Raw genomic sequence first — 23549 nt, 5'->3', positions numbered from 1 at the left:
GCTCATTTCGACCGCCCCGGATCGCCGTTGCCGGACAACACCTGCGCGGCGCCGCCGATGCCGCGGCGGAATGCTTCGTCGAAGGTGACGCCGCGGAACTGCCATTTGTAGTCCCGGCCGTGCCAGGCCATCTGCCATTGCGTGGCCCATCCGAGATCGTTGTCGTCCCAGACCAGCCGTCCGATCAGGATGGCCTCGCCGCCCTGCGGCGCGACGATCGCTGTCAGTTTCGCCGGCGGCATCTTCAAGAGTTCGCCTGCGCTGAGGCGGCCGCTCGTCAACGCCGCGGCGGGCGGCAGCACGACGCGCATGCCGCGCTTGACGGCCGCGGCCGCCAGCGCGTCGCGCTGCAAATCGGATTGCGCGCCGTCCGACGTGACGATGTAGTCCTTCGGACCGTGCTGCATCTCGACAAAAACGCCGAGCACCGGGCGCTGCGACCGCCACGGCTTGAGGCCGAGCTTGGCGAGAATGCCGTCGATCTTGTTGCCGTCGAAATCAACCGTCAGGTCGTAGGGCCGATCGCGGGTGCCCTGCTCGTCGTGATGCGGTTTGCCGGCATACTGATCGTGATAGTCGAAGCTGCTGACGAACTCCCGGGCCTTCGATTTGTACGCGGCAAGCCTGTGGTCGCCTGCGAGTGCCGGCTGACCGGAGACCTTGATCAGGACGTCCTCGAGACATGCGCCGAAGCCGATGATCCGGTTCGGTTCGCCCTGGCCGGTGACCACGGTCTGCGCCCGATAGAGGCTGTCGTCTGCGGCCATCGCAGCACCGCAACAGATCAATGCGGCGGCAAGCAGGGCGCGAACCATCCCGCGCCCGAGGGCGGCAAGCGGATTGGGTGTCGTCTCAAGCAAGCCGGCCATGGTCACCTCCGCGCGGTCGCTGCACCGTCGGTACAGATTGGCGGTATTTTCCGCTGGCGCCAACACGTTCAGGCATGGACGCCATTCCGTTGGCCACGCCGCGCGCTCTGGTCACGCGCGGCAAGCCTGACATATGCTGAGCGGATGCGCGGCGGCGGTGAAGTCGCCCAAGATGAGAACATCCAGCAGGAGACGTCCCGTGAAATGCTACGAGTTGCAAGGCCCCGGCGGCGTCGACGCGCTGGCGCTGGTCGACAAGCCGGTTCCGCAGGCCGGCCCCGGCGAGGTCCTGGTGCGGCTGAAGGCGGCGACGCTCAACTATCGCGACCTGCTCACGGTCAAGGGCGGCTACGGCTCGCGCCAGAAATTTCCGCTGGTGCCGGTCTCCGACGGCGCCGGCGTGGTCGAGGCGGTCGGCACCGGCGTGAAGAATTTCGCGGCCGGCGACCGCGTGATCGGCAGCTTCTTCGAAAGCTGGCTCGGCGGCGAGCCGAGCGAGGTGCGCATGCGCGCCGCACTTGGCGGCAGCGTTGACGGCGTGCTGACCGAGTACCGCGTGTTCCCGGCGCACGCGCTGGTGCGCACGCCGGACCATCTCAGCGATATCGAGGCCGCGGCACTGCCATGCGCCGGGCTCACGGCGTGGAGCGCGGTGGTCAAGCTCGGCGACATCAAGCCGGGACGGACGGTGCTGACCCAGGGCACCGGCGGCGTCTCGCTGTTCGCGCTGCAATTCGCCAGGATGTGCGGCGCCCGCGTCATCGCGACCTCGTCCAGCGACGCCAAGATCGCGCGGCTCAAGCAACTCGGCGCCGATGTCACGCTCAACTACAAGACCACGCCCGACTGGGGCAAGAAGGCGCGGGAGCTGACCGGGCGCGGCGTCGATCTCGTGGTCGAGGTCGGTGGCGTCGGCACGCTGAACGAGTCGATCCGCGCCACACGGATCGGCGGCACCATCGCCTTCATCGGCGTGCTTGCCGGTCCCGCCTCGTCCGATTCGCGGCTGCCGTTGATGGTAATGCAGCAGCAGCGGCTGCAGGGCGTCACCGTCGGATCGATCGAGGATCTGCAGGCGCTGTGCGACGGCATCGGCATGCACGGCGTCAAGCCCGTGATCGACAAGGTGTTCGCCTTCGACCAGGTCAAGGATGCGTTCGCCCACATGGCGAGCGGCGCGCATTTCGGCAAGGTCGCAATTGCGATCGGCTAGCGTACCTGCGATCAAGGGTTACCTTCCCGTGAACTGCGCCTTGCGCTTCTCGACGAAGGCCTGGCGGCCCTCCTTCGCGTCGGCGGTCTCGCGGATCACCTGCTGCACTTCGATCTCGCGGCGGAACTGGTCGGCATAGCTGGTGTGCTCGCTTTCCTCGAGCAATTGTCGCGTCGCGACCAGCGCGCGGGTCGGGCCGTCGGCAAGGCGGTGCGCGAGCGCCCTGGCTTCGTCGAGCAGCTTTGCGTCGTCGACGACATCGCGCACCAGGCCCCACTCCTTGGCCCGCTCGGCCGACAGCGGCTCGTTGAGCAGCATCAAATCGAGCGCGCGCTGGCGGCCGACCAGCCGCGGCAGCAGCCAGGTCGAGCCGAGATCGGGCACCAGGCCGATCCGGCTGAACACCTGGATGAAGCTCGCCGAGCGCGCCGACAGGATGATGTCGCCCGACATCGCAAGGCTGAAGCCGCCGCCGGCCGCGACACCGTTGACCGCGACCACCACCGGCATGCGGCATTCGCGCAAGGCCTGCATCGCCGGCCAGTAATGCCTCATCACGCCGGTGTAGATGTTGTCTCCGAGCGAGTTGAACGCCTTGAGGTTCTGCCCCGAGCAGAAGCCGCGTCCCGCCCCGGTCAGCACCAGCGCGCGGATGGCAGGATCGATGCTCATCTCGCCGACGGCGGCTGCGAGATCGCCGAGCAGCTCCGGCGTCATCGCGTTCAGGCTGGCGGGATCGTTCAGCGTCAAAATGCCAACCTTGCCGTCCCGTTCGCGGGTCACACTGCTCATTTTCCTCTCCCTGGAATTGCTTCTTATTGTGCTTATCGTGCCGCTCGATTGCGCTTAATGTGCCATGCTTGGCATGCTACGCCAACGTGCCCCGCCCGCAACAAGAACAGCGAAAGCAACGCCATGTCCGACCAGTTCTCCAACTCGCAAGTGATCCGCAAACCCGCCATCCAGGCCAAGGGCGGCATCGTCGCGGCGCAGTCGCGCAAGGCGGCCGAGGTCGGCGCGGAGGTATTGGCAGCGGGCGGCGATTGCGTCGACGCCGTCATTGCAACCACCTTCGCGCTCGGCGTGCTCGAGCCGTGGATGAGCGGCGCCGGCGGCGGCGGGGCGATGGTGCTGTATCGCGCCAAGGAGAACCGCGTCGAGGTGATCGACTACGGCATGCGTGCGCCCGAGGGCCTGCGCATCGAGGATTATCCGCTGACCGGCGGTGCGGCCTCCGATCTGTTCCCCTGGGCGCGGGTCAAGGACGACCGCAATCTGCATGGTCCCGGCTCGATTGCCGTGCCCGGCGTCGTCGCCGGCATGGAGGAGGCGCATCGCCGCCACGCCAAACTGCCGTGGAAGGAGTTGCTGGCGCCGAGCGTCAAGCTCGCCGGCGAGGGCCTGCTGGTCGATTGGTGGACCACCGCGATGATTGCCAGTTCCGCCGCCGATCTGCGGCGCTATCCCGCGAGCGCCGCGGCCTATCTGCAGGACGGCCTGCCGCCGAGCGCGCCGTGGAGCATCAAGTCGAGCGTCCGCATGCCGCAGGACAGGCTGAAGGCGACGATGGCGCAGCTCGCCGCCGCGGGGCCGCGCGATTTCTACCAGGGCGATCTGGCGCGCAGCATCGCCGACGACATCCAGGCCGCCGGCGGCGCGCTGTCGGTGCGCGATCTCGCGTCGTTCCGCGCCCATCTGCGCGAGCCGCTGAAAATCCCCTATCGCGGCGGCACCGTCTATGCGACGCCGGAACTGACCGCGGGTCCGACCATGGCGCGCACGCTCGGCCTGTTGCAAAAGGCACTCGCGCCGGCCCAGGGCGGGCCGGATGCGGCCGCCTATGCGGCCTATGCGGAAGCGCTGCAAGCCGCCTATCGCGAGCGGCTGAAGGACATGGGCGATGTCGACGGTCGCCGCGCGCTCGGGGCCGAGGCGATCGCCCCAAGCTGCACCACGCATTTCTCCGCGGTCGACCGCGACGGCAACATGGCCGCGGTGACGCAGACGCTGCTGTCGACCTTCGGCTCCAGATTCGTGACGCCGAACACCGGGCTCACCATGAACAACGGCATCATGTGGTTCGATCCGACGCAGGGCGCACCGAACTCGCTGGCGCCCGGCAAGCGCTGCCTGACCAACTACACGCCCGTGGTGGCGGAAGCCGCCGATGGCCGCAGGCTTGCCGCCGGCGCATCGGGCGGCCGCCGCATCCTGCCCGCGGTGTCGCAGCTGTTGTCCTTCGTGATGGATTTCGGCATGGACCTCGATGCCGCGATCCATCAGCCGCGGATCGACGCCAGCGAAGGCACTGTGGTGATCGGCGACGTGCGGCTGCCGCAAACTGTGCGTGACACGCTGCGCGGCCGCTTCGACTATGCCGAGGCGCGCATCCAGACCCAGCCAAAGAAGTTCGCCTGCCCCAGCATCGTGCTGCGCGATGGCACAACAAACAGCGGCGCCAGCGAGCCGTTTCATCCCTGGAGCGATGCGGTGGCGGAGGGGTGACAACGCGGACGGTGTATCAATCCGGTCGTCCCGGCCTAGTGCGCAACCACCGGGCTCTGTCGTTGAAGAAGGCTGTGGCCACAGCTTCGCGCAATAATGAGCATTCGGGGTAATGGGTCCCGGCCCCCGTGCTCAATTGCGCACCAGGCCGGGACGACGGCGAGCGTGTGGCGCGGCCTGTGAATCAGACACCGCTGCGTGGTGAGAGCTCCGCCGCCGCGCTATAGTGAGAGGCCTTGATAGTGAAATATCCTGGTCAACATGCGCTGGAGCACCGCGGAATGATTACCTGTTACGTGCGCTATGAGGTCAGGCTGGGCAAACTCGCCGAGTTCGAAGCTTACGCGGCGATGTGGCTTGACCTGCTGCCGCGGTTTGGCGGCATCCATCACGGCTACTTCCTGCCGTCCGAAGGCGCGAGCGACGTCGCGCTGGCGATGTTCAGCTTTCCGAGCCTTGCGGCCTATGAGCAGTATCGAAAGGATTCCGCCGCCGATCCGGACGTGCAGAAGGCGATCGCCTTCGCAAAGGAGACCGGCTGCTTCACGCGCTATGATCGGTCGTTCTTCCGGCCGTTGTTTCCGAAGACGGCTGAGGTCTGAGACATCTGCTGCGCGATCATTCGCGCCGATCGATCGCTCCGCCGACGATCGCCTACACCCCGAGCTTGTCCCGCACCCGCCCTGTCAGCACCGCGGCGGCGACGCCGACCCGCCAGAATGCGTGCATCGGCATCGGCTTGATGCCGGTCACGGGCATGTCGATCTCGGCCTTCGACCCGCCGATCAGGCGGCGGGCGAGTTGCGCGCCCATCGCGGTCGAGAGCGCGACGCCGCGGCCGTTGCAACCGAGCGAGATCAACAGATTCTCCGCGGGCTCGTGGACATGCGGATAGTGATCGGGGGTGATGGCGAGGCGGCTGTTCCAGCCGTGAGTCCAGGCCGTGCCCTTGAGCTGCGGCCACAGCCGCTCGGCATAGCGGATCAGATAGGCGACGTCGGTCGGCTTGCTGATCCAGCGCATCGGACCGCGGCCCCCCATCAACAGCCGGTTATGCTGGTCGATGCGGTAGTACACCGTGATGTACCCGCTCTCATAGAGCACCGGGCGGCCCGGCATGATCGCACGCGCGACCTCCTCGGACAGTGGCGCCGTGGCTGCGATCGAGGAGAACACCGGCACGATGCTGCGGCGAAGCGCGGGCCAGAGGTCGTCGGTAAAGCCGTTGGTCGCGAGCAGCACCTTGTCGGCATGCACGATGGCGCGAGGGGTCTCGATCCGCCAACGGCCGCCGTCACGGCGGAGCCGCAGCGCCGGCGTCTCGCCATGGACGGCAACGCCGGCCCCGATCGCGGCGCGCGCAAGGCCGCGGGCGTAGCTCAGCGGATGCAGATCGCCGCCGCGGGCATCGAGCATGGCGCAGAGGTAGCGGTCGCTGCCGGTCATCGCGCGCAGCTCGGCGGCGTTGAGCAGCTTGACCGGCATGCCGCGCCGGATGCACTGCTGCGCCGTGGTCCCGATCGCCGCGGCACTGGCCTCGTTGTAGGCGGCACGCAGCGTACCGTTCTGCCGCGCCTCGCACGGGATCTGGTAGCGGCGGATCAGGTCATGCGTGAAGTTCGTCGTGCCGTAGGAGAACTCGATCATGCGGCGGCCGAGATCGGCGCCGAAATCCTGCTCGATCTGGTCGGGGTCGTGCTTCAGCCCGGGATTGGTCTGCCCGCCATTGTTGCCGGAGGCGCCCCAGCCTGGCTCCTGCGCCTCCAGCACCGTGGCGAGCACGCCCTGCTCGGCAAGATGCAGCGCGGTCGACAGGCCGGTGAAGCCGCCGCCGATGATCGCGACCGGCACGCTCTTGTCCGACACCAGCGGTGGTGTCGGCGTCGCCTCCACCGCGGTGTCGGCGTAAAGGCTCGGTGGGAGAGGAAGGCGGGTGGGCGTGGTCATAACGAGAGCTCAGGTTTCACCTCTCCCACAAGGGGAGAGGTAGATCATCGATGCTGAAACGGCTTTGACCAAGCATCACTAACCGATCACAGCGGATGCAGCACGCGGCGCAGGAAATCCTGGGTGCGCGGGTGCTGCGGTTGGTTGAGGACGGATTTGGCGGCGCCCTGCTCGACGATGACGCCGCCGTCGATGAACAGCACGCGGTCGGCGACGTCGCGGGCAAAGCCCATCTCGTGGGTGACGACGACCATGGTCATGCCGTCATCGGCGAGCTTGCGCATCACCGACAGCACCTCGCCGACCAGCTCCGGATCGAGCGCGGAGGTCGGCTCGTCGAACAGGATCGCCTTCGGCTGCATCGCCAACGCCCGCGCGATCGCGACGCGCTGCTGCTGTCCGCCGGAGAGCTTTGGCGGATGCACCTCGGCCTTGTCGGCGAGCCCGACTTGCGCGAGCAGCGCGCGGCCGCGCGCGATCGCCTGCTCGCGCGGCTCCTTCTTTACATAGAGCGGCCCTTCGATGACGTTCTCGAGCGCGGTGCGATGCGGAAACAGGTTGAAGCGCTGGAACACCATCGAGACCTGGGTGCGGATCGCGACGATCGAGCGGTCATTGCTGTCGACGCGCGCGCCCTCGACGCTGATCTCGCCGCGGTCGTAGCTTTCGAGCCCGTTGATGCAGCGCAGAATGGTCGACTTGCCGGAGCCGGACGGGCCGATGATGCAGACCACCTCGCTCTTGCCGACCGAGGCGGTGATGCCCTTCAGCACCTCGACCTTGCCGAAGCTTTTGTGGACGTCGTTGAGCTCGATCATTTGCGGTTCGCCTTGTTCTCGAAGTGCCGAACCAGCAGGATGAGCGGAATGCTCATGGTGAGGTACATCAGCGCCACCAGCGTGAACACGCTGGTGTTCTTGAAGGTCGATGAGGCGATCAGCTTGCCCTGCAGCGCCAGCTCGGCGACCGTGATGGTGGAGGCCTGCGAGGAATCCTTCAGCATCATGATCATGATGTTGCCGTAGGGCGGCAGGATGATCCTGACCGCCTGCGGCAGCACCACGCGGCGCATGGTGAGCCACCAGCCCATCCCGATGGTCTGCGCCGCCTCGATCTGGCCCTTGTCGATCGCCTCGATGCCGGCGCGGAAATTCTCCGCCTGATAGGCCGAATAGGCGATGCCGAGCCCGATGATCGCGGCCTGCAACGCCGAGAGCGCGAGGCCGAAATCGGGCATCACGAAATAGATGTAGAACAGCAGCACGATGATCGGGATGCCGCGGATGACGTTGATCAGCGCGGCGCTGAGGCCCGTGAGGATGCCGATGCCGGACACCCGCATCAAGGCCCACAGCAGCCCGAGCACGGTCGACAGCACCAGCGAGCCGATCGTGACGACGATGGTCAGCCAGACACCCTGCAGCAGGATCGGCACGAACTCGACGGCGTCATGGAAGAATTTTTGCATCGGCTCAAACGTATCCAGTCCCGACACTATTCGAACGTTACCTCCGTCATCCTGAGGAGCGGCGTCTTCGCCGCGTCTCGAAGGATGTACGGCCCGGCTGGTGGCCGTCGACCCTTCGAGGCTCGCTTCGCTCGCACCTCAGGGTGACGGATCACTTCGGGACATGAATACTCACGATGCGTTGGCCTTCTGGCCCCACTTTTCTAAGATCTTGGCGATCGTGCCGTTCGCCTTCAGCTTGGCGAGCGAGGCGTTGATCTTGGCGAGCAGTTCCGTGTCGCTCTTGCGCACGCCGATCGCGACGGTGCCGACGGTGACCGGCTTGTAGCCGTCGACGAGGCGCACGTCGGCGAAATTACCCTGCTGCAGATTGTAGGCGAGGATCGGATAGTCGGCGAAACCGGCCTTGAGGCGGCCGGCATTCACATCGCGCAGGATGTCGGGAATGGTGTCGTAGACCTTCACCTCGCTGAACAGCCCGGTCTTCTTCAGCGCGTCGACAAACGCAGTGCCGACCTGGGCGCCGACCACCGTGCCCTTCAGATCCTCCTGCGAGGCATAGGCCTTGGTGTCGGACTTCGGCACCACCAGGCCTTCGCCATAGGTGTAGACCGGCTCGGAGAAGTCGATCACCTCCTTGCGCGCGGCGGTGGCGAACATCGCGGCCGCGATGATGTCGATCTTGTTCGCAGTCAGCGAAGGGATCAGCGCCGAGAACTGCATCGGCTCGATTTGCACGGTAAAGCCGGCGTCCTTGCCGATCTCGGTGGCGAGATCCACCATGATGCCCTGGATCGAGTTGGTCTTGGTGTCGAGGAAGGTGAAGGGGATGCCGGTCGGCGTCGAGCCGACCTTGAGCACCTGCTGCGCCGGCGACGGCGCGCTCACGGCAAGGGCAAGCGCCGCGACCGCGGCCTGGACGAAACGCTGAAAGGACATCGCACCACCTCCCAAGATCGGCCCCGGTGCCGCTGCGCCCGCTGTGTCAGCGCTTTGGGTTGCGGGCGACGCCGTTCCGGCCTATTTTCACCAATATGAAATTGTGGCCACGAAACCGCGGCCAATGCAAGCGATTTTCATGCACATGAAGGAAGCGGACTGACGTGAGCGGCAGCAGGAGATTGCGCAAGGGCGCGGCAGCGAAGCCTGCGACGGCACGCCGCGTCGCCGGAAAGCCGGCCAAAAAACCCGCGAAGAAACCTGAGAGGAAACTGAACAACAAGTCGGCCAAGAAGCCGGCCGAGCCCGCGATGGATCTCGCGGTCGGACGCCGGATCCGCGACCTGCGCCGCGACAAGGCGATGTCGCTGGAGACGGTTGCCGCGCGCACTGAGCTCTCGATCGGCTTCATCAGCCAGATCGAGCGCGGCCTGTCGTCGCCCTCGCTGCGCGTGCTGGCGACATTGGCCGACGTACTCGGCGTCGGCATCGCCGCGCTGTTCGGCGCGACGCCCAGGGATGACGGCGCCGGCGGCATCGTGACCCGCGAAGTGCAGCGCGCCGAGCTGAAACTGTGGCGCAGCGGAATCTCAAAGCAGCTGCTGAGCCCCGCCGGCAGCGAGAGCCGGCTCAACCTGTTCCTGGTGCATCTCGACCCCGGCGGCAGCACCGGCGACGAGTTCTACACCCATGACGGCGAGGAAGCCGGCCTTGTGCTCGAAGGCGAGATGACGCTGACGGTGGACACCGAGACCTGGACGCTGAAGCAGGGCGACAGTTTTAGATTTGCCAGCCGCCGCCCGCACCGCTTCTCCAATCCGACGCGCGATGGCAAGGCCGTGGTGCTATGGGTGAATTGCGTGACGGCGGCGGGGTAAGGCCCCGCTCTCTCCCGCGTCGTCCCACGTCGTCCCGACGAAGGCTATCCTGCGTCGTCCCGGCGAAAGCCGGGACCCATTACCACAGGGCTGTGTTGTGAAGAAGGCTGCGGCCCCAGCGTCGCGCAGCAACTCACATTCGTGGTTATGGGTCCCCTGAGTTCACAAACGAAGTGCAACACTTCCGACTGGAGGTGTTGCGATGGGCCGGACTTACAAGCAGCTGTCACTGGACGAGCGATGCGAGATTGCCAGACTTTCGGCCAATGGGGCCTCGATCCGGCAAATCGCTGCAGCTTTGGATCGCCCGCCATCAACGATCTCTCGGGAGATGAACCGTAATCATGGCGTTCAGGCCGGCTACAAGGCCGACTATGCCCAGCAACGGATGCGAGCGCGGCGCTGGACGGGCGGACGCCTCGAACGGGAGCCCGTCCTGCGCCGCGCGGTGTTGGATGGCCTTCGCCGTGGCTGGTCGCCCGAACAGGTCGCCGGCCGGCTGGCCATCGAGCATGGACGCAAGGTGATCTCCTACGAGAGCATCTACCGCTTCATCTATGCCCAGATCAGACGCACCACGGACGGCAGCTGGCGGCACTATCTGCCACGCGCCAAGAGCAAGCGCGGCCGCCGTGGCAAGCGGGGCGGAAGTCCCGCAAGCTTCATCGAAGGCCGTGTTTCCTTGGATAAACGGCCCGTCGAGGTCGCCGATCGCAACACTCCCGGCCATTGGGAGGCCGATCTGATGATGTTCTCCAAATACCGTCAGCAGATCCTGGCCGTGCACGAGCGCACCTCCCGCCTGCTGCTCGGCGTCCGCCTCCCAAGCAAGCTCGCTTCCGGTGTCGCAAGCTATCTCGTGCGTCTGTTCAAGGCGCTGCCAGAGCAGATGCGCCAGACCGTCACCTTCGACAACGGTACCGAGTTCGCATCTCACCTTTCCTTGCAAAGCCTCTTGATGAAGACCTTCTTCTGCGATCCGCACGCCCCCTGGCAGAAAGGTGGCATCGAGAACGCCATCGGTCGCATGCGACGCTTCATCCCGCGCAAAACCGATCTCGACAAGCTCCCAACCCGACGCCTCAGCAAGTTCATCGCCGCATACAACAACACCCCGCGCAAATGCCTTGACTTCAGGACCCCAGCGGAGACCTTTGCTGCTCAAGTGTTGCATTTCGAGTGTGAATCCACCTCCCGGCCTTCGCCGGGACGACATCGTTTGTGCCGAGCCCTCGCGTCAGACCGCATCACCTCAGCCCCATCACCACTTCCTCGATCTTGATCGGGAAATTCCGCACGCGGATGCCGGTGGCGTGGAAGACGGCGTTGGCAACGGCGCCGGCGCTGCCGGTGATGCCGATCTCGCCGACGCCCTTGATGCCGAGCGGGTTCACATGGGGATCGTGCTCGTCGACCGTGATCACCTCCATCGGCGGCACGTCGGCATTCACGGGCACATGATACTCGGAAAGGTTGGCATTCAGGATGCGGCCGGACCGCTTGTCCATCACCGCCTCCTCGTGTAGCGCGAAGGAAAGGCCCCAGATCATGCCGCCGCGCAGCTGGCTCTGCACCATCAACGGATTGATGATGCGCCCTGCGGCGAACGCGCCGACCAGCCGCGTGGCGCGGATCTGGCCGAGCTCCGGATCAACCTTCACCTCGGCAAAGACAGCGCCATGCGCGTGCATCGCATATTGCGATTGCGCCGCCGGATCGGCCGCACCCGTGCCGGAGGCCTCGACCTCGGCAACGCCGGCGCGCGCCAGGATCTCGGCGTAGCTTTCGCTGCGCGCATCATCGTCGCGGCGATGGAGCCGCCCGGCCCGCGCCACCACGCCGGCATTGCCAGCGCCGAACAGCGGCGAGCGCTGGTCCGAGGTCGCAAGCTCGGCGAGTTTTGCGATCACCGCCGCACCGGCATTGTGGATCGCGGCACCGACCGTTGCGGTGTGCGCGGAGCCGCCGGCGATGCCGGCATCCGGCAGGTCCGACGTGCCCGACAGGAACGAGATCTGCTCGAGATCAAGCGCCAGCGCATCGGCCGAGATTTGCGTGAGCGCGGTCCAGGCGCCCTGCCCCATGTCATGCGCGCCGCTCTCCATCACGCCGCGTCCGTCGGCGCGGATCACGGCCCGGGCATTGCCCTGGAACATCAGCGCCGGGAATGTCGCGGTGCCCATGCCCCATCCGACCAGAAAGCCGTTCTCGTCACGCATCTGCCTTGGCTGCAGCGGACGCCCCGCCCAGCCGAAACGTTCGGCCGCCTTGGCGTAGCACTGGCGCAGCGCTTTGGAGGAAAACGGCTTGCCGGTGGTCGGCTCGACCTCGGCATAGTTCTTCAGCCGGAATTCCAGGGGATCGATGCCGCAGGCGAACGCCGCCTCGTCGACCGCGCTTTCCAGCGCGATCGATCCGGTGGCCTCGCCCGGCGCGCGCATGAACAGCGGCGTGCCGGTGTCGACGCGCACCGCTTCATGCGCGGTGCGGATCGCGGGGCTGGCATAGAGCGTGTGCGAGGCGTCGGCGGCGGGTTCGTAGAAATCGTCGAAGCTCGACGTCGTGATGCGCGCCTCATGATCGATCACGGTCAGCCGGCCTGCATCGTCGCTGCCGATCCTGATGCGCTGCCTCGTCGCCGAACGATGGCCGACCGGGCCATACATCTGGCTTCGCCGCAGCACCAGCTTGACCGGACGCCCGACCAGCTTCGCCGCCATGATGCCGAGCACCTGCGGCCCGGAAACCAGACCTTTTGAGCCGAAGCCGCCGCCGAGGAACGGGCTGTTGATGTGGATGTTGCCGGGCGGAATTCCGAACAGCCCGGCGATCCGCATCTGCGCCATCGCCATGCCCTGGCTCGGCGTATCCAGGAACAGGCGGTCGCCATCCCACACCGCGACGATGGCGTGCGGCTCCATCGCGTTGTGATATTGCGCAGGGGTCCGGTAGGTCGCGTCGATCCGTTTCGAGGCCGCCGCGAAGCCCGCATCGATGTCGCCATGGCGGACTTCGGCGGGATTGCCGATCCCGACCACCGGCGGCGCATAGGCCTCGGTGGCGTCGAGGCCGACGCGTGCGATCTCGACCTGGTAGCGCGGCGACAGCAGCGCGGCGCCTTCGGTGGCGGCCTCCAGCGTCTCGGCGATCACCACCGCGATCGCCTGGTTGGCGTAGCGCACCTCGTCGCTCTGCAGCAGCTCCATGCGGAACGCGAACGGATTGCCCTTGGCGTCGGGGTCTTCCGCGAGCGGCGGCTTGTGCGCCGGCGTCATCACGTCGATCACGCCGGGATGGCGCTTGGCGGCGGCGACGTCAAGCGATTTGACGCGGCCGCGCGCGATGCAGCTGGTCGCGATCACGGCATAGACCATGCCGGGCGGATGATTGTCGGCGGCATACCGCGCCTTGCCGGTCACCTTCAGCACGCCTTCGCTGCGGGTCAGCGGCTGGCCGATATTCGAGCCATGGCGGAGATGGGCGGGGTCGCGGGTCAGATTGAGTTCAACCGTCATGCGTTACGCTCCTGCAACGGATGAGAAGGGAGAGCCCGGCAGCGCGGCAATGCGATCCGGCGTGCCTGCGGCAGCAAGGGTGAGGGCGCGCACGACGATGCGCTGCGCGAGCTCGATCTTGAAGGCGTTGTCGCCGGACGGTTTTGCCTCAGACAGCGCGGTGCGCGCCGCCTCGCGGTAAACCGCGGCATTGGGCGCAGCGCCTGCGAGCACCTGCTCGGCGTCGCGCGACCGCCACGGTTTGGCGGCGACGCCGCCGAGCGCCAGCCGCGCCTCGCGGATCTTGCCGTCCTCGATGCGCAGGCTAGCTGCGGCCGAGACCACGGCGAAGGCGTAGGACGTGCGCTCGCGGACCTTGATGTAGCGGGCATGCCCGGCGAAACCTTTCGCATCGGCCGGCAGCCGCAGCGCGACGATCAGATCGCCCCGCTCCAGCGCGGTCTCGCGCTCCGGCGCATCGCCGGGCAGACGGTGCAATGCTTCGAGCGGCAGCTCGCGCCGGCCGCCCCTGCCCTCGATCTCGACGATCGCATCGAGCGCCACCAGCGGCACGCAGAAATCCGACGGATGGGTTGCGATGCAGCCCTCGCTCCAGCCGAGCACCGCGTGCAGGCGGTTCTCGCCCTTCAGCGCGTCGCAGCCGGCGCCCGGCCAGCGCCGGTTGCAGGCGCTGCCGGCGTCGTAGAAATAGGCGCAGCGTGTCCGCTGCATCAGGTTGCCGCCGACGGTCGCGGCATTGCGCAGCTGGGCGGAAGCACCCGACAGCAGCGCCTCGGCGACCGCCGGATAGTTGCGTGCGAACTCGGCGTGATGCGCGAGATCGGCGTTACGCACCAGCGCGCCGATCCGCAAGCCGCCGTCGGCCAGATGCTCGATGCGGTCGAGCCCCGGCAGACGCGTGACGTCGACGAGAAGGCTCGGCCGGCTGACGCCGCCCTTCATCAGGTCGAGCAGATTGGTGCCGGAGGCGAGATAGCTCGCGCCCTTCTCGGATGCCGCCGCGATCGCGTCCGCGACGCTGGCCGGCCTGACATAATCGAAGTTCATCATGCGGAGCGCCTCTGCTTGGTCGCGTTGATGTCGGCCTGCGCCTCGAGCACGGCCTCGGTGATTCCTTGATAGGCCCCGCAGCGGCACAGATTGCCGCTCATGCATTCCCGCACGCGCTCCGGATCGTCGCCGGCCTGGCCTTCCTGGATCAGGCCGATGCCGCTCATGATCTGGCCCGGCGTGCAGAAGCCGCACTGGAAGCCGTCATGGGCGATGAAGGCGGCCTGCACCGGATGCAGCTGGTCGCCGCGCGCGACGCCTTCGATGGTTGTGATCTCGGCGCCGTCATGGCTGACGGCAAGCGCGAGGCAGGAATTGATGCGGCGGCCGTCGACCAGGACGGTGCACGCGCCGCACTGGCCGCGATCGCATCCCTTCTTGGTTCCGGTGAGGTCGAGCCGCTCGCGCAGCAGGTCGAGCAGCGTGACGCGAGGGTCGTCGAGGACCATTTCCCGGCGGACGCCGTTGATGGTGAGACTGAGTGGGAGATTCATGCAAGGCGCTCCGATCCGTGTATGGTCGGGTTGAATCGAGGCAACGCGAACCCGTGGCCGCCGATCCAGGGATCGGCGCGCCTTGTCAGGCCCGGTGCTGGTCGCCATATACGGAGGCATCCTCCGTTTACAAGGGAGGGTGAAAAGAAAAAGCGATGGCCGCTCGATCACCAGAAATTGCACGCAAGCCCCGCGCCGATGCGGTGCGCAATCGCGAGCGTGTGCTGGAAGCGGCCAAGGCCGTGTTCTCGGCCGGCGGCAGCGAGGCGAGCCTGGAGGCGGTGGCGCGCCATGCCGGCGTCGGCATCGGCACGCTGTATCGCCACTTCCCGACCCGCGAGGCGCTGTATGAGGCGGTCTATCGCCGCGAGGTCGAGCAGCTCGGCGACCTGGCCGAGCAGTTGCAGAACGCGCCCGAGCCGGTCGCGGCGCTGCGGCGTTGGCTGCGCGCCAATGTGGAGTTCGTCGCCACCAAGAAGGGCATGGTCTCGGCACTCGCGCTGGTCGCGGCCGGCTCGACCGAACTGCACGCCTATTCGTTCGACCGCCTGACCAAGGCGATCGGCACCCTGCTCGCGCGCGCGGTTGCGGCCGGCGCGATCCGCGACGACATCAGCGCCGAGGACGTGCTGCGCGCGCTGATCGGCATGTGCTACATGCACGACCAGCCGGGCTGGCAGACCACCGCGCTCAGGCTATTGGATGTGTTCGTGGATGGTCTGCGCGTGCAGCCGGCGGACAGGGCGACAAGGCCAGCGAAGAAGGCCCGCCCAAAACCAGCGCGCCAAGCATAACCCGCAATCCGTTGACGCTCACGACATGCCCCAGATATCGCTGCGCTCATCCGGGCTACACTTGCGGTGCCGGCCGCCCGCTTGCGTCAGCGGAAGCGGCAAACGAAAAGCCCCGCGCGAGGCGGGGCCGTTCGCAATCAGCGCGGATTGGTTCGCGTTCCACTGTTGTTGCCGGGCAGATTCGATGTCCCGGTCCCGGTCGCGGGATTGTTATTCGGATCGCTCGAATAGTTCGGCGTCGAGGTGCCGGGATTGTTCATGTTGCCGGTGGTGCTGCCGGGCGGATTGCTCATTCCCGAACCCTGGCCCATGCCGGTGGTGCCGCCGGCACCGGTACCGGTTCCCGTGCCCGAACTTCCCGTTCCTGCGCCTGCACCCGCCCCGCCCGCCGATCCGCCGCCGGCGCCACCGCCACCTGCGCCGCCGCCCTGAGCGAACGCGAGCGACGTGGACAGCGTCATCGCCGCAGCCAAACCAATCGTTACTAGTTTCTTCATCTGGGGTCCTTTCCTGGTTGGACCCGGAGCAACGTGTCCCGCAAGGCGAGCGTTCCTAAGCCGTGAGATCACACCGTTCGACGGGTTGTCGTACCCGCATGAGCGAAGCGACATCCGGGACGAGGAACCCCGGACATCGCTGCGCTCATCCGGGTTACATGCGCTACACTTGCGACAAGCGGTAGATATCCGGCCGGAGAATCTCCATGAAGCGCGACGGGCTGCCGATCGGCTCGAAGCCGAACTGGCTGTACAATCCATGGGCGTCCGAGGTCAGCAGCAGGAAGCGCCGCAGGCCCTGCAGCTCTTCATGCTCGACCACGCAGCGCATCAGCCGCTTCGACAGGCCCCTGCCGCGGTGGGCTTCCAGGATGAACACGTCGGCGAGCAATGCGAAGGTGGCCTTGTCGGTGACGACACGCGCAAAGCCGACCTGCGCCGTACCGTGATAGACACCGAAGCACAGCGAATTTGCGATCGCGCGCGCCACGGTCGATTTCGGAATGCCCTGCGACCAATAGCTCTGCTCCGCCAGAAAGGCGTGAATGACGTCGAGGTTCAGGCGCTCTGGATCGGCCGATATCTCGTAATCGGCAAGCTCGTGCTGCAGCGGCATTCGCGCCTCCTTATCAGGCCATCACCCGAAACGATGATTGTAGCGGGTGATCGACAGCTCCTTGGTGTCGATCTCAGGCGTCTTCCCGGAGAGCATGTCGGCCAGCACCCGGCCCGAGCCGCAGGCCATGGTCCAGCCGAGCGTGCCGTGGCCGGTGTTGAGATGCAGATTGGCGTAGCGCGTCGCGCCGATCACCGGCGGGCCGTCCGGCGTCATCGGGCGCAGGCCGCACCAGAAGGTGGCCTTGGCAAGATCGCCGCCGCGCGGGAACAGATCGGTGAGCGAGTGGTCCAGCGTCGCGCGCCGCGCGGCATAGAGCTTGGTCGAATAGCCTGAGATCTCGGCGGTGCCGCCGACACGGATGCGATCGCCGAGCCGGGTGATCGCGACCTTGTAGCTCTCGTCCATCACGGTCGATTCCGGCGCGCCGGACGCGTCCTTGATCGGGACTGTGATCGAATAGCCCTTCACCGGATAAACCGGCAGCGAGATGCCGAGCGGCCGCACCAGATGCGGTGAGTAGCTGCCGAGCGCCAGCACATAGGCATCGGCGGTCATCACGCCGGCGCTGGTCGCAACGCCGGTGATGCGGGTCGCATCGGCGTTCAGCCCCTCGATGCCGACATTGAAGTTGAAGCGCACGCCGAGCTTCTCGGCTTCCAGCGCCAGGGCCTGCGTGAAGATGTGGCAGTCGCCGGTCTCGTCATGCGGCAGCCGCAGCCCGCCGGCGAACTTCTCCTTCACGCCGGCGAGCGCCGGCTCCGCCTTGATGCAGCCCTCGCGGTCGAGCACCTCGAACGGCACGCCATATTGCTTCAGCACCGCGATGTCGTCGCCGGTGCCATCGAGCTGCGATTGATAACGAAATAGCTGCAGCGTGCCCTGCGCGCGCTCGTCGTAGCGGATGCCGATCTCGCTGCGCAGCGCCTGCAGGCAATCGCGGCTGTATTCGGCGATCGGGATCATCCGGCTCTTGTTCACCGCATAGCGCGGTGTGGTGCAGTTGCGCAGCATCTTCAAAAGCCACAGCCACATCACCGGATCGAGCTTGGGACGGATCACCAGCGGGCCGTGCTTCATCAACAGCCACTTCACCGCCTTGACCGGCACGCCGGGGCCGGCCCAGGGCGACGAATAGCCCGGCGACACCTCGCCGGCATTGGCAAAGGAGGTTTCCAGCGCGGGCTTCGGCTGACGGTCGATCACCGTCACCTCGTGTCCGGCACGCGCAAGATAATAGGCCGAAGTGACGCCGATCACGCCACTGCCGAGAACAAGGACCTTCACTTTTCCTCACATCCTGCAGCGAAAACGCAATCGCCGCTGCGAAACCACTCTGCTTCGCAACGGCGACAGCAATTTGTAGAGCTAGCGACTATCCAGCTAGCAATTATCAGGCCACGCGCTTGATCGAGTCGCCGAGGATCGAGACGATGTCGTCGATATGCGACTTCTCGACGATCAAAGGCGGCGACAACGCCAGCGAGTCGCCGCTCATGCGGAAGTAGAGGCCGCTGTTGAAGCAATCGACCATGACGTCGTAGCCGCGCACGCCGACCACGCCGTCACGCGGCGCGAGCTCGACCGCGCCCATCAGGCCCTGGTTGCGGATGTCGACGACGTTCGGCACGCCCTTCAGCGAATGCAGCGCATCGCGCCAGTACTCGGCGATCGAAGCGCCGCGAGTCAACAGACCCTCGTCCTTGTAGATGTCGAGCGTGGCGAGACCCGCCGCGCACGCCACCGGATGCGCCGAATAGGTGTAGCCGTGGAACAGCTCCATGGCGTTGTCGGGGCCGACCATCAGGCCGTCATGGACCTGGCGGCTGGCGAACACCGCGCCGCATGGCACGGTGCCGTTGGTGATGCCCTTGGCGGTCGTCATCATGTCGGGCGTCACGCCGTAGAAATTGGCGGCGAACGGGGTGCCGAGACGGCCGAAGCCGGTGATGACCTCGTCGAAGATCAAGAGGATGCCGTGCTTGGTGCAGAGCTCGCGCAAGCGCTGCAGATAGCCCTTCGGCGCCGGCAGCACTGCGGTCGAACCCGGCACCGGCTCGACGATCACGGCTGCGATGGTGTCGGCACCATGCAGCGCGACCATCCGCTCGACATCGTCGGCGAGCTCGGCGCCATGATCCGGCTGGTCCTTGGCGAAGGCGTTGCGGGCGAGGTCATGGGTATGGCGGATGTGGTCGACGCCCGGCAGATGGGTCGCGAACTGGCGGCGGTTGGCGACCATGCCGCCGACCGACATGCCGCCGAAGCCGACACCGTGATAGCCGCGCTCGCGGCCGATCAGACGGGTGCGGGTCGGCTGGCCGGCGGCGCGGTGATAGGCCAGCGCGATCTTCAGCGCGGTATCGACCGACTCAGAGCCCGAATTGGTGAAGAAGATCCGGTCAAGCCCCTTCGGGGCGATCTCGGCGAGGCGCTCGGCGAAATCGAACGCCAGCGGGTGGCCCATGTTGAACGAGGGCGCGAAGTCCAGCGTCGAGAGCTGCCGCTCGACCGCGGCCGCGATCTGCGGGCGGCCATGGCCGGCGTTGACGCACCACAGACCGGCGGAGCCGTCGATCACCTGCCGGCCGTCGACCGAGGTGTAGTACATGCCCTTGGCTGAGGAGAACAGCCGCGGCGCTTTCTTGAACTGCCGGTTGGCCGTGAAGGGCATCCAGAACGAGTCGGTCTTGATGGTGTTCGGAATCTGATGAACGGTCACGGCGGCGCTCCATTATGGGTTTCCATAGTCGGACCACGCTTCCCTGCACTCAACAAGTCCTTTTCTGCCGCAGCACAAGCCATTGATCTTGTTGAGGCGGTCTGCGAATATTTGTTCGATCCGCAACACCTGCAACAGGGACTTGTCATGAGCGTCGATATCGGCGGACGGCTGCGATTCATCCGCGCGCGGCACAAGCTGTCGCAGCGCGAGCTCGCCAAGCGCTCCGGCGTCACCAATTCGACGATTTCGCTGATCGAATCCAACCAGATGAACCCGTCGGTCGGCGCGCTGAAGCGGATCCTCGACGGCATCCCGATGGGGCTCGCCGAATTCTTCGCGATCGAGCCGGAGCGGCCGCGCAAGGCGTTCTACCGCGCCGACGAGCTGACCGAGATCGGCAAGAAGCCGATTTCCTACCTGCAGATCGGCGATAGCCTGTTCGGACGCGCGTTGCAGATCCTGAAAGAGCGCTACGAGCCCGGCAGCGACACCGGGCGGGTGCCGCTGGTGCATGAGGGCGAGGAAGGCGGCATCGTGGTCTCGGGCCGGCTCGAGGTCACGGTCGACGACGAGCGGCGGGTACTCAACGCCGGCGACGCCTATTATTTCGAGAGCCGCCGCCCGCACCGCTTCCGCTGCATCGGCGCCAAGCCGTGCGAGGTGATCTCGGCCTGCACGCCGCCGACATTTTGAACCCGGCGCGCACGCCCGGCGACCCAAGGCGCAAGAGCCGCGTGGCGCGGCCTCGCGGGTGACGACGATGCCTTGCTCCTTACGGCTTGCGGCCGCCGTGGCGGCCATCGCGGTCCTTGCCTCCGGCCCGTCGCTGGCGATGGACGATGATCTGCGCGCCTCGAGCAGCGCGCCGACCGCGATCAGGCTGTGCGGCAATAGCGGCGATGATCGGATCAAGACCGCCGACTGCAAGAAGGCCGGCACCGACAAACTCGTGGCGCAGATCGACAAGGCGTTCGACGCCGCACTCGGCAAGCTGCCGGCGAACGTCAGGCCGCTGCTGAAGCGCGACCAGGCCTGGTTCAACGAGATGATCATCGATGCCGCAGAGGTGCTGGCGGACGCCAACGAGGACGAGCTGAAGCAGGCGTTTGCCGAGGCGTTGCGGCGCCGGGCGGCAGCCCTCAATGGAATCGTATCCGGCCGGCCCGGCCTGTCCGGCACATGGGTCAACGCCTTCGGCAGCATCACATTGACGCCGGCCGATGGTGGCGGCTATCGCCTCGCCGCCGATCTGCGCGGCGATTATGGCGGCGACCGCCGGCGAAACTGCAAGCTGACCGCCGCGTTGAAGCCGTCGCAGACTGGCTGGCTGTCCGGTCCCGTGGTGATCGAAGCGGACGCATCCGCCGACAAAGCGAAGACGGACACGGCGGCAGCTCCCACCAAGCCGCCGTCATTAAAACTGCGCCGCCAAGGCGAGACCTTGCGGATCGTCGGGAGCATCGATGACGAGGACTTCGACGGGCTCAACGACTGCTCGTCGATGTGGCAGATCACCGGCAGCTATTTCGCCGCCGGCAAGGACAATGCATCCGACAAGGCCGATACCACCTTCGTCGCCCCGACGTTCGACTGCACCAGGCCGGAGAGCGCGACCGACGAGGAGATCTGCGCCGATCCTGATCTCGCCGACAACGACCAGCGGCTGAACCGCGCCTGGAAGGCGCTGCAGCCGCGGCTCGACGACGCGACCCGGCGCGCGCTGATCGACGACCAGCGCAACTGGGTGAAGAGCCAGACTGCGCAATATCCGGAATTCCTGCACCCGGCCTGGAACAAGCATTCATCGCAGGTCCACTTCACCGTCGACGCGCGCGATCACGTCAACGCCTTGCAGCGCGAACGGCTGGCGCTGCTCGAGGGCTTTGACGACAAGCGCAGCGGGCTTGCCGGCATCTGGCTCGCCTACAACGCCATCATCAAGGTCACCGCCGACACGGACGGCGCCGTCAAGGCGGCGGGATGGAAGTGGGACCAGGGCGACTGGAAGGCCGGCTGCGACTACGAGATGACTGGCAAGATGGTCGGCGGCGCCTTCCGCTCCGACGAGCAGCGCAAGAACCCCGACACGCTGGAGCGCGACCACGCCATGCTGATCGTCAACCGGCAGGACGACGCCTTCGCCAGGAAGCGCACCGGCAAGGACGGCAGCGAGGACGGCGCCGACGAGGCGAAATGCAGGCGCCGGCTCGACAATTCCTCGACCGCACGGCTGTTTCCCGCCCGCCCCTCGCCGGACATCGACAATTTCAAGGGCTCGATCCGCTGAGGAGGTAGCCGGCGCGCCGCCTGGGATCATCTCAGCCGACGGAAACCGCCCTGTGATAGGATGCGTATCTGCCGGTATCCGAGATGGAGTCCTGCATGCGCGCGATCGCCCTCATTGCCGCCATTCTGTTCGCCCTCGTCTCGTCTGCCGTGGCCGACGACATCGGTGCCGCGCAGGACGTGATCCGCGCCCAGGAGCAGGCGTTCGGCCGCGACGACGCCGCCGGCGCCTATTCCTACGCCGCGCCCGCGATCCGGCAGATCTTTCCGCAGGCCGACATCTTCATGTCGATGGTGCAGAACCAATACGCGCCGGTCTATCGGCACCGGAGCTTCGAATTTGGCGAGGCGCAGAGCGCGGGCGACCGGATCGCGCAGCGCGTCCACATCGTCGACGCCAATGGCGAGGCGTGGGAGGCGCTTTACACGCTGGAGCGGCAGGCGGACGGCAGCCTGAAGATCACCGGTTGCTCGCTGCTCAAGGCCGGCCAGGCGGTGTGATCGCGGGATCGGATCGTTGCGCGAGGCCCTTTCGAAGGCCGAGCCTGTCCTCGAGCCAGTCGAAGATGACCTCATTGGCCAATGTCGGGTTGTCGATATGTCCCTGCATGGCGGCGGTTTCGCCACGCCGGAACAGGATCAACCTGGCGTCGCGATGGATGCTGCTGAGCTGGTCGCCGAATTTGGCCAGAGCACCCGGCAACAGCCAGCCGGCTTCACCGGCCGTGACGAGCAACGGGCAGTCGATGCCTCGTGAAATCGCGTTGGCTTCTTCGATCCAGCACATCTGCCTGTCGGCGCCGGCCTGCCGATGGAAGAAGCTTCTCTCGTGCAGGTCCCACATTCCGGCGTCGCAAACCGCCGCGGCAAACCGGGCATCGCTGGCCGCCGCACGTGCGACGAGGGAGGAATTGCAGGCATCCGCCACGATCGCGATCCGCGTGCGATCGACGCCCGGCATCTCGGAAAGAAAGTCCAGCACACGGCTCATCGCGGCTTCGAACTTGTGGCCCTCGAGCCGTTCCGGCGGCAAGGCCGTCTGGGTACCCAGCAGATCCACCGCGAGCAGCGCGAAGCCGCGCTCGTTGGCGTGCGCAGCGTATTTGGTGATCAGCTCTTCCTTGTAGGAGCCCGGCTCGCCGATGCAGACGATGACGGGTCCATCGTCGCGAACAGCCGACGGCAGATAGCAGGCCTGAAGCGACAGGTCGTCGGTCCAGGGAATCGAGAGCAGCCGGCCGGCGGGAACGCGGTTCTCCAGGAACTTGATCGCGCTTCGCCGCATGCCGTCGACGGCACGTTTCAACAAATCGTTGGAGTAGCCGGGAGGCCTCGCGGCGGCATGAAAGTAAGTCGTGGCGCGAAGCCAGTTGCGACGGGCGGTTATCATGTTGCCGCTTCGCGCCGAATGTTCGGCTCTCGCCTCGTTCAGCTCCGCGGTCTTGATCCACTCTGTCGACCACGAGTTCTCCGAAGCGAGGTCGATCTTGCTCAACGTCAACCAGCATTCGGAAACCGTCGAGCCGCCCTCCTGTGCTGCGGCCAGCAGCTTGATGAATTCCGCCGACAGATCCTCGCGATCCGGCCAGGCAGGCCAGCCCTTGTCATCGAACTCGACGCCGCTTGACGAAGCGCCCCGCGCCTCATGGTGGTCATGCATATTTCGTCAACTCGTTCACACGCGGCTCTGCTGCCGGTACGCGTGATCGATACGAGTCCGCCAATTCGTTTCGACGATTCGCTGCTTCGGCTG

Annotated in this window: 22 protein-coding genes and 1 pseudogene; 9 read left to right on the top strand and 14 right to left on the bottom strand. The window is 66.4% G+C overall.

Annotated features, from left to right (window positions below):
- Positions 1-2: 2 nt before the first annotated feature.
- Positions 3-869 (bottom strand): DUF2066 domain-containing protein, encoded by an 867-nt coding sequence (locus ACVIW0_RS08215; RefSeq protein WP_461351856.1) that lies wholly within the window; start codon positions 867-869, stop codon positions 3-5.
- Between the two features lie 199 nt (positions 870-1068).
- Between ACVIW0_RS08215 and ACVIW0_RS08210 the strand changes: the two genes are divergently transcribed.
- A complete protein-coding gene (locus ACVIW0_RS08210) occupies positions 1069-2082 on the top strand; it encodes a zinc-dependent alcohol dehydrogenase family protein (RefSeq protein WP_461351855.1) in 1014 nt (337 codons plus the stop codon).
- An 18-nt stretch (positions 2083-2100) separates the two neighbouring features.
- Here ACVIW0_RS08210 and ACVIW0_RS08205 read toward each other — a convergent pair whose 3' ends face one another.
- Positions 2101-2874 carry an enoyl-CoA hydratase-related protein gene (locus ACVIW0_RS08205; RefSeq protein WP_461351854.1) on the bottom strand — a complete coding sequence of 258 codons (774 nt, stop codon included), beginning with the start codon at positions 2872-2874 and terminating at the stop codon, positions 2101-2103.
- Positions 2875-2997: 123 nt separating this feature from the next.
- On the opposite strand from ACVIW0_RS08205, the gene ACVIW0_RS08200 reads away from it, so the two are divergent.
- Both ACVIW0_RS08200 and ACVIW0_RS08195 read left to right on the top strand, forming a co-directional pair.
- Positions 2998-4587: a gamma-glutamyltransferase gene (locus tag ACVIW0_RS08200; protein WP_461351853.1), complete on the top strand. Its 1590-nt coding sequence runs from the start codon at positions 2998-3000 to the stop codon at positions 4585-4587.
- A 281-nt stretch (positions 4588-4868) separates the two neighbouring features.
- The gene (locus tag ACVIW0_RS08195; RefSeq protein ID WP_461351852.1) at positions 4869-5189 is read left to right on the top strand and encodes an NIPSNAP family protein; all 321 of its coding nucleotides are present in this window, start codon (positions 4869-4871) and stop codon (positions 5187-5189) included.
- A 52-nt stretch (positions 5190-5241) separates the two neighbouring features.
- Here ACVIW0_RS08195 and ACVIW0_RS08190 read toward each other — a convergent pair whose 3' ends face one another.
- The 4 genes from ACVIW0_RS08190 to ACVIW0_RS08175 form a co-directional block, all read right to left on the bottom strand.
- Positions 5242-6534 (bottom strand): NAD(P)/FAD-dependent oxidoreductase, encoded by a 1293-nt coding sequence (locus ACVIW0_RS08190; RefSeq protein ID WP_461351851.1) that lies wholly within the window; start codon positions 6532-6534, stop codon positions 5242-5244.
- Between the two features lie 86 nt (positions 6535-6620).
- Entirely contained in the window at positions 6621-7352 is a 732-nt protein-coding gene (locus ACVIW0_RS08185) for an amino acid ABC transporter ATP-binding protein (RefSeq protein WP_461351850.1), read from the bottom strand.
- Positions 7349-8002 carry an amino acid ABC transporter permease gene (locus ACVIW0_RS08180; RefSeq protein ID WP_461351849.1) on the bottom strand — a complete coding sequence of 218 codons (654 nt, stop codon included), beginning with the start codon at positions 8000-8002 and terminating at the stop codon, positions 7349-7351. The genes ACVIW0_RS08185 and ACVIW0_RS08180 overlap by 4 nt, the downstream gene beginning before the upstream one ends.
- 171 nt (positions 8003-8173) lie before the next feature.
- Positions 8174-8941, bottom strand: a complete 768-nt coding sequence (locus ACVIW0_RS08175; protein WP_461351848.1) for an ABC transporter substrate-binding protein — start codon at positions 8939-8941, stop codon at positions 8174-8176.
- 164 nt (positions 8942-9105) lie between these two features.
- On the opposite strand from ACVIW0_RS08175, the gene ACVIW0_RS08170 reads away from it, so the two are divergent.
- Complete coding sequence (locus ACVIW0_RS08170) at positions 9106-9819, top strand: cupin domain-containing protein (RefSeq protein WP_461351847.1); 714 nt, start codon at positions 9106-9108, stop codon at positions 9817-9819.
- A 202-nt stretch (positions 9820-10021) separates the two neighbouring features.
- Positions 10022-11011: pseudogene (locus ACVIW0_RS08165) on the top strand (IS30 family transposase); the annotation flags it as partial.
- 55 nt (positions 11012-11066) lie between these two features.
- Here the strand turns inward: ACVIW0_RS08165 and ACVIW0_RS08160 are convergent.
- Genes ACVIW0_RS08160 through ACVIW0_RS08150 form a run of 3 tightly spaced genes read right to left on the bottom strand, consistent with a single transcriptional unit; the run spans position 11067 to position 14878 of the window.
- Positions 11067-13334: a xanthine dehydrogenase family protein molybdopterin-binding subunit gene (locus ACVIW0_RS08160; RefSeq protein ID WP_461351846.1), complete on the bottom strand. Its 2268-nt coding sequence runs from the start codon at positions 13332-13334 to the stop codon at positions 11067-11069.
- A gap of 3 nt (positions 13335-13337) precedes the next feature.
- Entirely contained in the window at positions 13338-14384 is a 1047-nt protein-coding gene (locus ACVIW0_RS08155; RefSeq protein WP_461351845.1) for an FAD binding domain-containing protein, read from the bottom strand.
- Positions 14381-14878, bottom strand: a complete 498-nt coding sequence (locus ACVIW0_RS08150; RefSeq protein WP_461351844.1) for a (2Fe-2S)-binding protein — start codon at positions 14876-14878, stop codon at positions 14381-14383. The genes ACVIW0_RS08155 and ACVIW0_RS08150 overlap by 4 nt, the downstream gene beginning before the upstream one ends.
- Before the next feature lie 155 nt (positions 14879-15033).
- On the opposite strand from ACVIW0_RS08150, the gene ACVIW0_RS08145 reads away from it, so the two are divergent.
- Positions 15034-15672: a TetR/AcrR family transcriptional regulator gene (locus ACVIW0_RS08145; protein WP_461351843.1), complete on the top strand. Its 639-nt coding sequence runs from the start codon at positions 15034-15036 to the stop codon at positions 15670-15672.
- 137 nt (positions 15673-15809) lie between these two features.
- Here ACVIW0_RS08145 and ACVIW0_RS08140 read toward each other — a convergent pair whose 3' ends face one another.
- The 4 genes from ACVIW0_RS08140 to aptA form a co-directional block, all read right to left on the bottom strand.
- Positions 15810-16169 (bottom strand): hypothetical protein, encoded by a 360-nt coding sequence (locus ACVIW0_RS08140; protein ID WP_461351842.1) that lies wholly within the window; start codon positions 16167-16169, stop codon positions 15810-15812.
- Positions 16170-16332: 163 nt separating this feature from the next.
- Positions 16333-16785, bottom strand: coding sequence for a GNAT family N-acetyltransferase (locus tag ACVIW0_RS08135; RefSeq protein ID WP_461351841.1), 453 nt, complete (start codon positions 16783-16785; stop codon positions 16333-16335).
- A gap of 21 nt (positions 16786-16806) precedes the next feature.
- Complete coding sequence (locus ACVIW0_RS08130; protein ID WP_461351840.1) at positions 16807-18072, bottom strand: D-amino acid dehydrogenase; 1266 nt, start codon at positions 18070-18072, stop codon at positions 16807-16809.
- Between the two features lie 106 nt (positions 18073-18178).
- Positions 18179-19507 carry an omega-aminotransferase AptA gene (gene aptA / locus ACVIW0_RS08125; RefSeq protein ID WP_461351839.1) on the bottom strand — a complete coding sequence of 443 codons (1329 nt, stop codon included), beginning with the start codon at positions 19505-19507 and terminating at the stop codon, positions 18179-18181.
- Positions 19508-19654: 147 nt separating this feature from the next.
- Here aptA and ACVIW0_RS08120 point away from each other — a divergent pair, with 147 nt between their 5' ends.
- The 3 genes from ACVIW0_RS08120 (at position 19655) to ACVIW0_RS08110 (ending at position 22297) form a co-directional block, all read left to right on the top strand.
- Positions 19655-20203, top strand: a complete 549-nt coding sequence (locus tag ACVIW0_RS08120) for a cupin domain-containing protein (protein WP_018273259.1) — start codon at positions 19655-19657, stop codon at positions 20201-20203.
- A gap of 67 nt (positions 20204-20270) precedes the next feature.
- Positions 20271-21797, top strand: coding sequence for a lysozyme inhibitor LprI family protein (locus ACVIW0_RS08115; RefSeq protein ID WP_461351838.1), 1527 nt, complete (start codon positions 20271-20273; stop codon positions 21795-21797).
- A gap of 95 nt (positions 21798-21892) precedes the next feature.
- Positions 21893-22297: a DUF4864 domain-containing protein gene (locus tag ACVIW0_RS08110; protein ID WP_461351837.1), complete on the top strand. Its 405-nt coding sequence runs from the start codon at positions 21893-21895 to the stop codon at positions 22295-22297.
- Here the strand turns inward: ACVIW0_RS08110 and ACVIW0_RS08105 are convergent.
- Positions 22275-23456 carry an alpha/beta hydrolase gene (locus ACVIW0_RS08105; RefSeq protein WP_461351836.1) on the bottom strand — a complete coding sequence of 394 codons (1182 nt, stop codon included), beginning with the start codon at positions 23454-23456 and terminating at the stop codon, positions 22275-22277. The two genes, ACVIW0_RS08110 and ACVIW0_RS08105, sit on opposite strands and share 23 nt — an antisense overlap.
- Positions 23457-23549 lie beyond the last annotated feature (93 nt).

The organism is Bradyrhizobium sp. USDA 4454 (genome assembly GCF_054822705.1).
This window is presented reverse-complemented; position numbering and strand designations above follow the sequence as displayed.

Bases quoted from the DNA above. Each gene is read 5' to 3' on its own strand.
- ACVIW0_RS08105 (WP_461351836.1), bottom strand. From the start codon at position 23,456: ATGCATGACCACCATGAGGCGCGGGGCGCTTCGTCAAGCGGCGTCGAG.
- ACVIW0_RS08160 (WP_461351846.1), bottom strand. From the start codon at position 13,334: ATGACGGTTGAACTCAATCTGACCCGCGACCCCGCCCATCTCCGCCAT.
- ACVIW0_RS08180 (WP_461351849.1), bottom strand. From the start codon at position 8,002: ATGCAAAAATTCTTCCATGACGCCGTCGAGTTCGTGCCGATCCTGCTG.
- ACVIW0_RS08200 (WP_461351853.1), top strand. From the start codon at position 2,998: ATGTCCGACCAGTTCTCCAACTCGCAAGTGATCCGCAAACCCGCCATC.
- ACVIW0_RS08115 (WP_461351838.1), top strand. From the start codon at position 20,271: ATGCCTTGCTCCTTACGGCTTGCGGCCGCCGTGGCGGCCATCGCGGTC.
- ACVIW0_RS08185 (WP_461351850.1), bottom strand. From the start codon at position 7,352: ATGATCGAGCTCAACGACGTCCACAAAAGCTTCGGCAAGGTCGAGGTG.
- ACVIW0_RS08175 (WP_461351848.1), bottom strand. From the start codon at position 8,941: ATGTCCTTTCAGCGTTTCGTCCAGGCCGCGGTCGCGGCGCTTGCCCTT.
- ACVIW0_RS08140 (WP_461351842.1), bottom strand. From the start codon at position 16,169: ATGAAGAAACTAGTAACGATTGGTTTGGCTGCGGCGATGACGCTGTCC.
- ACVIW0_RS08155 (WP_461351845.1), bottom strand. From the start codon at position 14,384: ATGATGAACTTCGATTATGTCAGGCCGGCCAGCGTCGCGGACGCGATC.
- ACVIW0_RS08215 (WP_461351856.1), bottom strand. From the start codon at position 869: ATGGCCGGCTTGCTTGAGACGACACCCAATCCGCTTGCCGCCCTCGGG.
- ACVIW0_RS08150 (WP_461351844.1), bottom strand. From the start codon at position 14,878: ATGAATCTCCCACTCAGTCTCACCATCAACGGCGTCCGCCGGGAAATG.
- ACVIW0_RS08120 (WP_018273259.1), top strand. From the start codon at position 19,655: ATGAGCGTCGATATCGGCGGACGGCTGCGATTCATCCGCGCGCGGCAC.
- ACVIW0_RS08195 (WP_461351852.1), top strand. From the start codon at position 4,869: ATGATTACCTGTTACGTGCGCTATGAGGTCAGGCTGGGCAAACTCGCC.
- ACVIW0_RS08205 (WP_461351854.1), bottom strand. From the start codon at position 2,874: ATGAGCAGTGTGACCCGCGAACGGGACGGCAAGGTTGGCATTTTGACG.
- ACVIW0_RS08145 (WP_461351843.1), top strand. From the start codon at position 15,034: ATGGCCGCTCGATCACCAGAAATTGCACGCAAGCCCCGCGCCGATGCG.
- ACVIW0_RS08110 (WP_461351837.1), top strand. From the start codon at position 21,893: ATGCGCGCGATCGCCCTCATTGCCGCCATTCTGTTCGCCCTCGTCTCG.
- ACVIW0_RS08135 (WP_461351841.1), bottom strand. From the start codon at position 16,785: ATGCCGCTGCAGCACGAGCTTGCCGATTACGAGATATCGGCCGATCCA.
- ACVIW0_RS08190 (WP_461351851.1), bottom strand. From the start codon at position 6,534: ATGACCACGCCCACCCGCCTTCCTCTCCCACCGAGCCTTTACGCCGAC.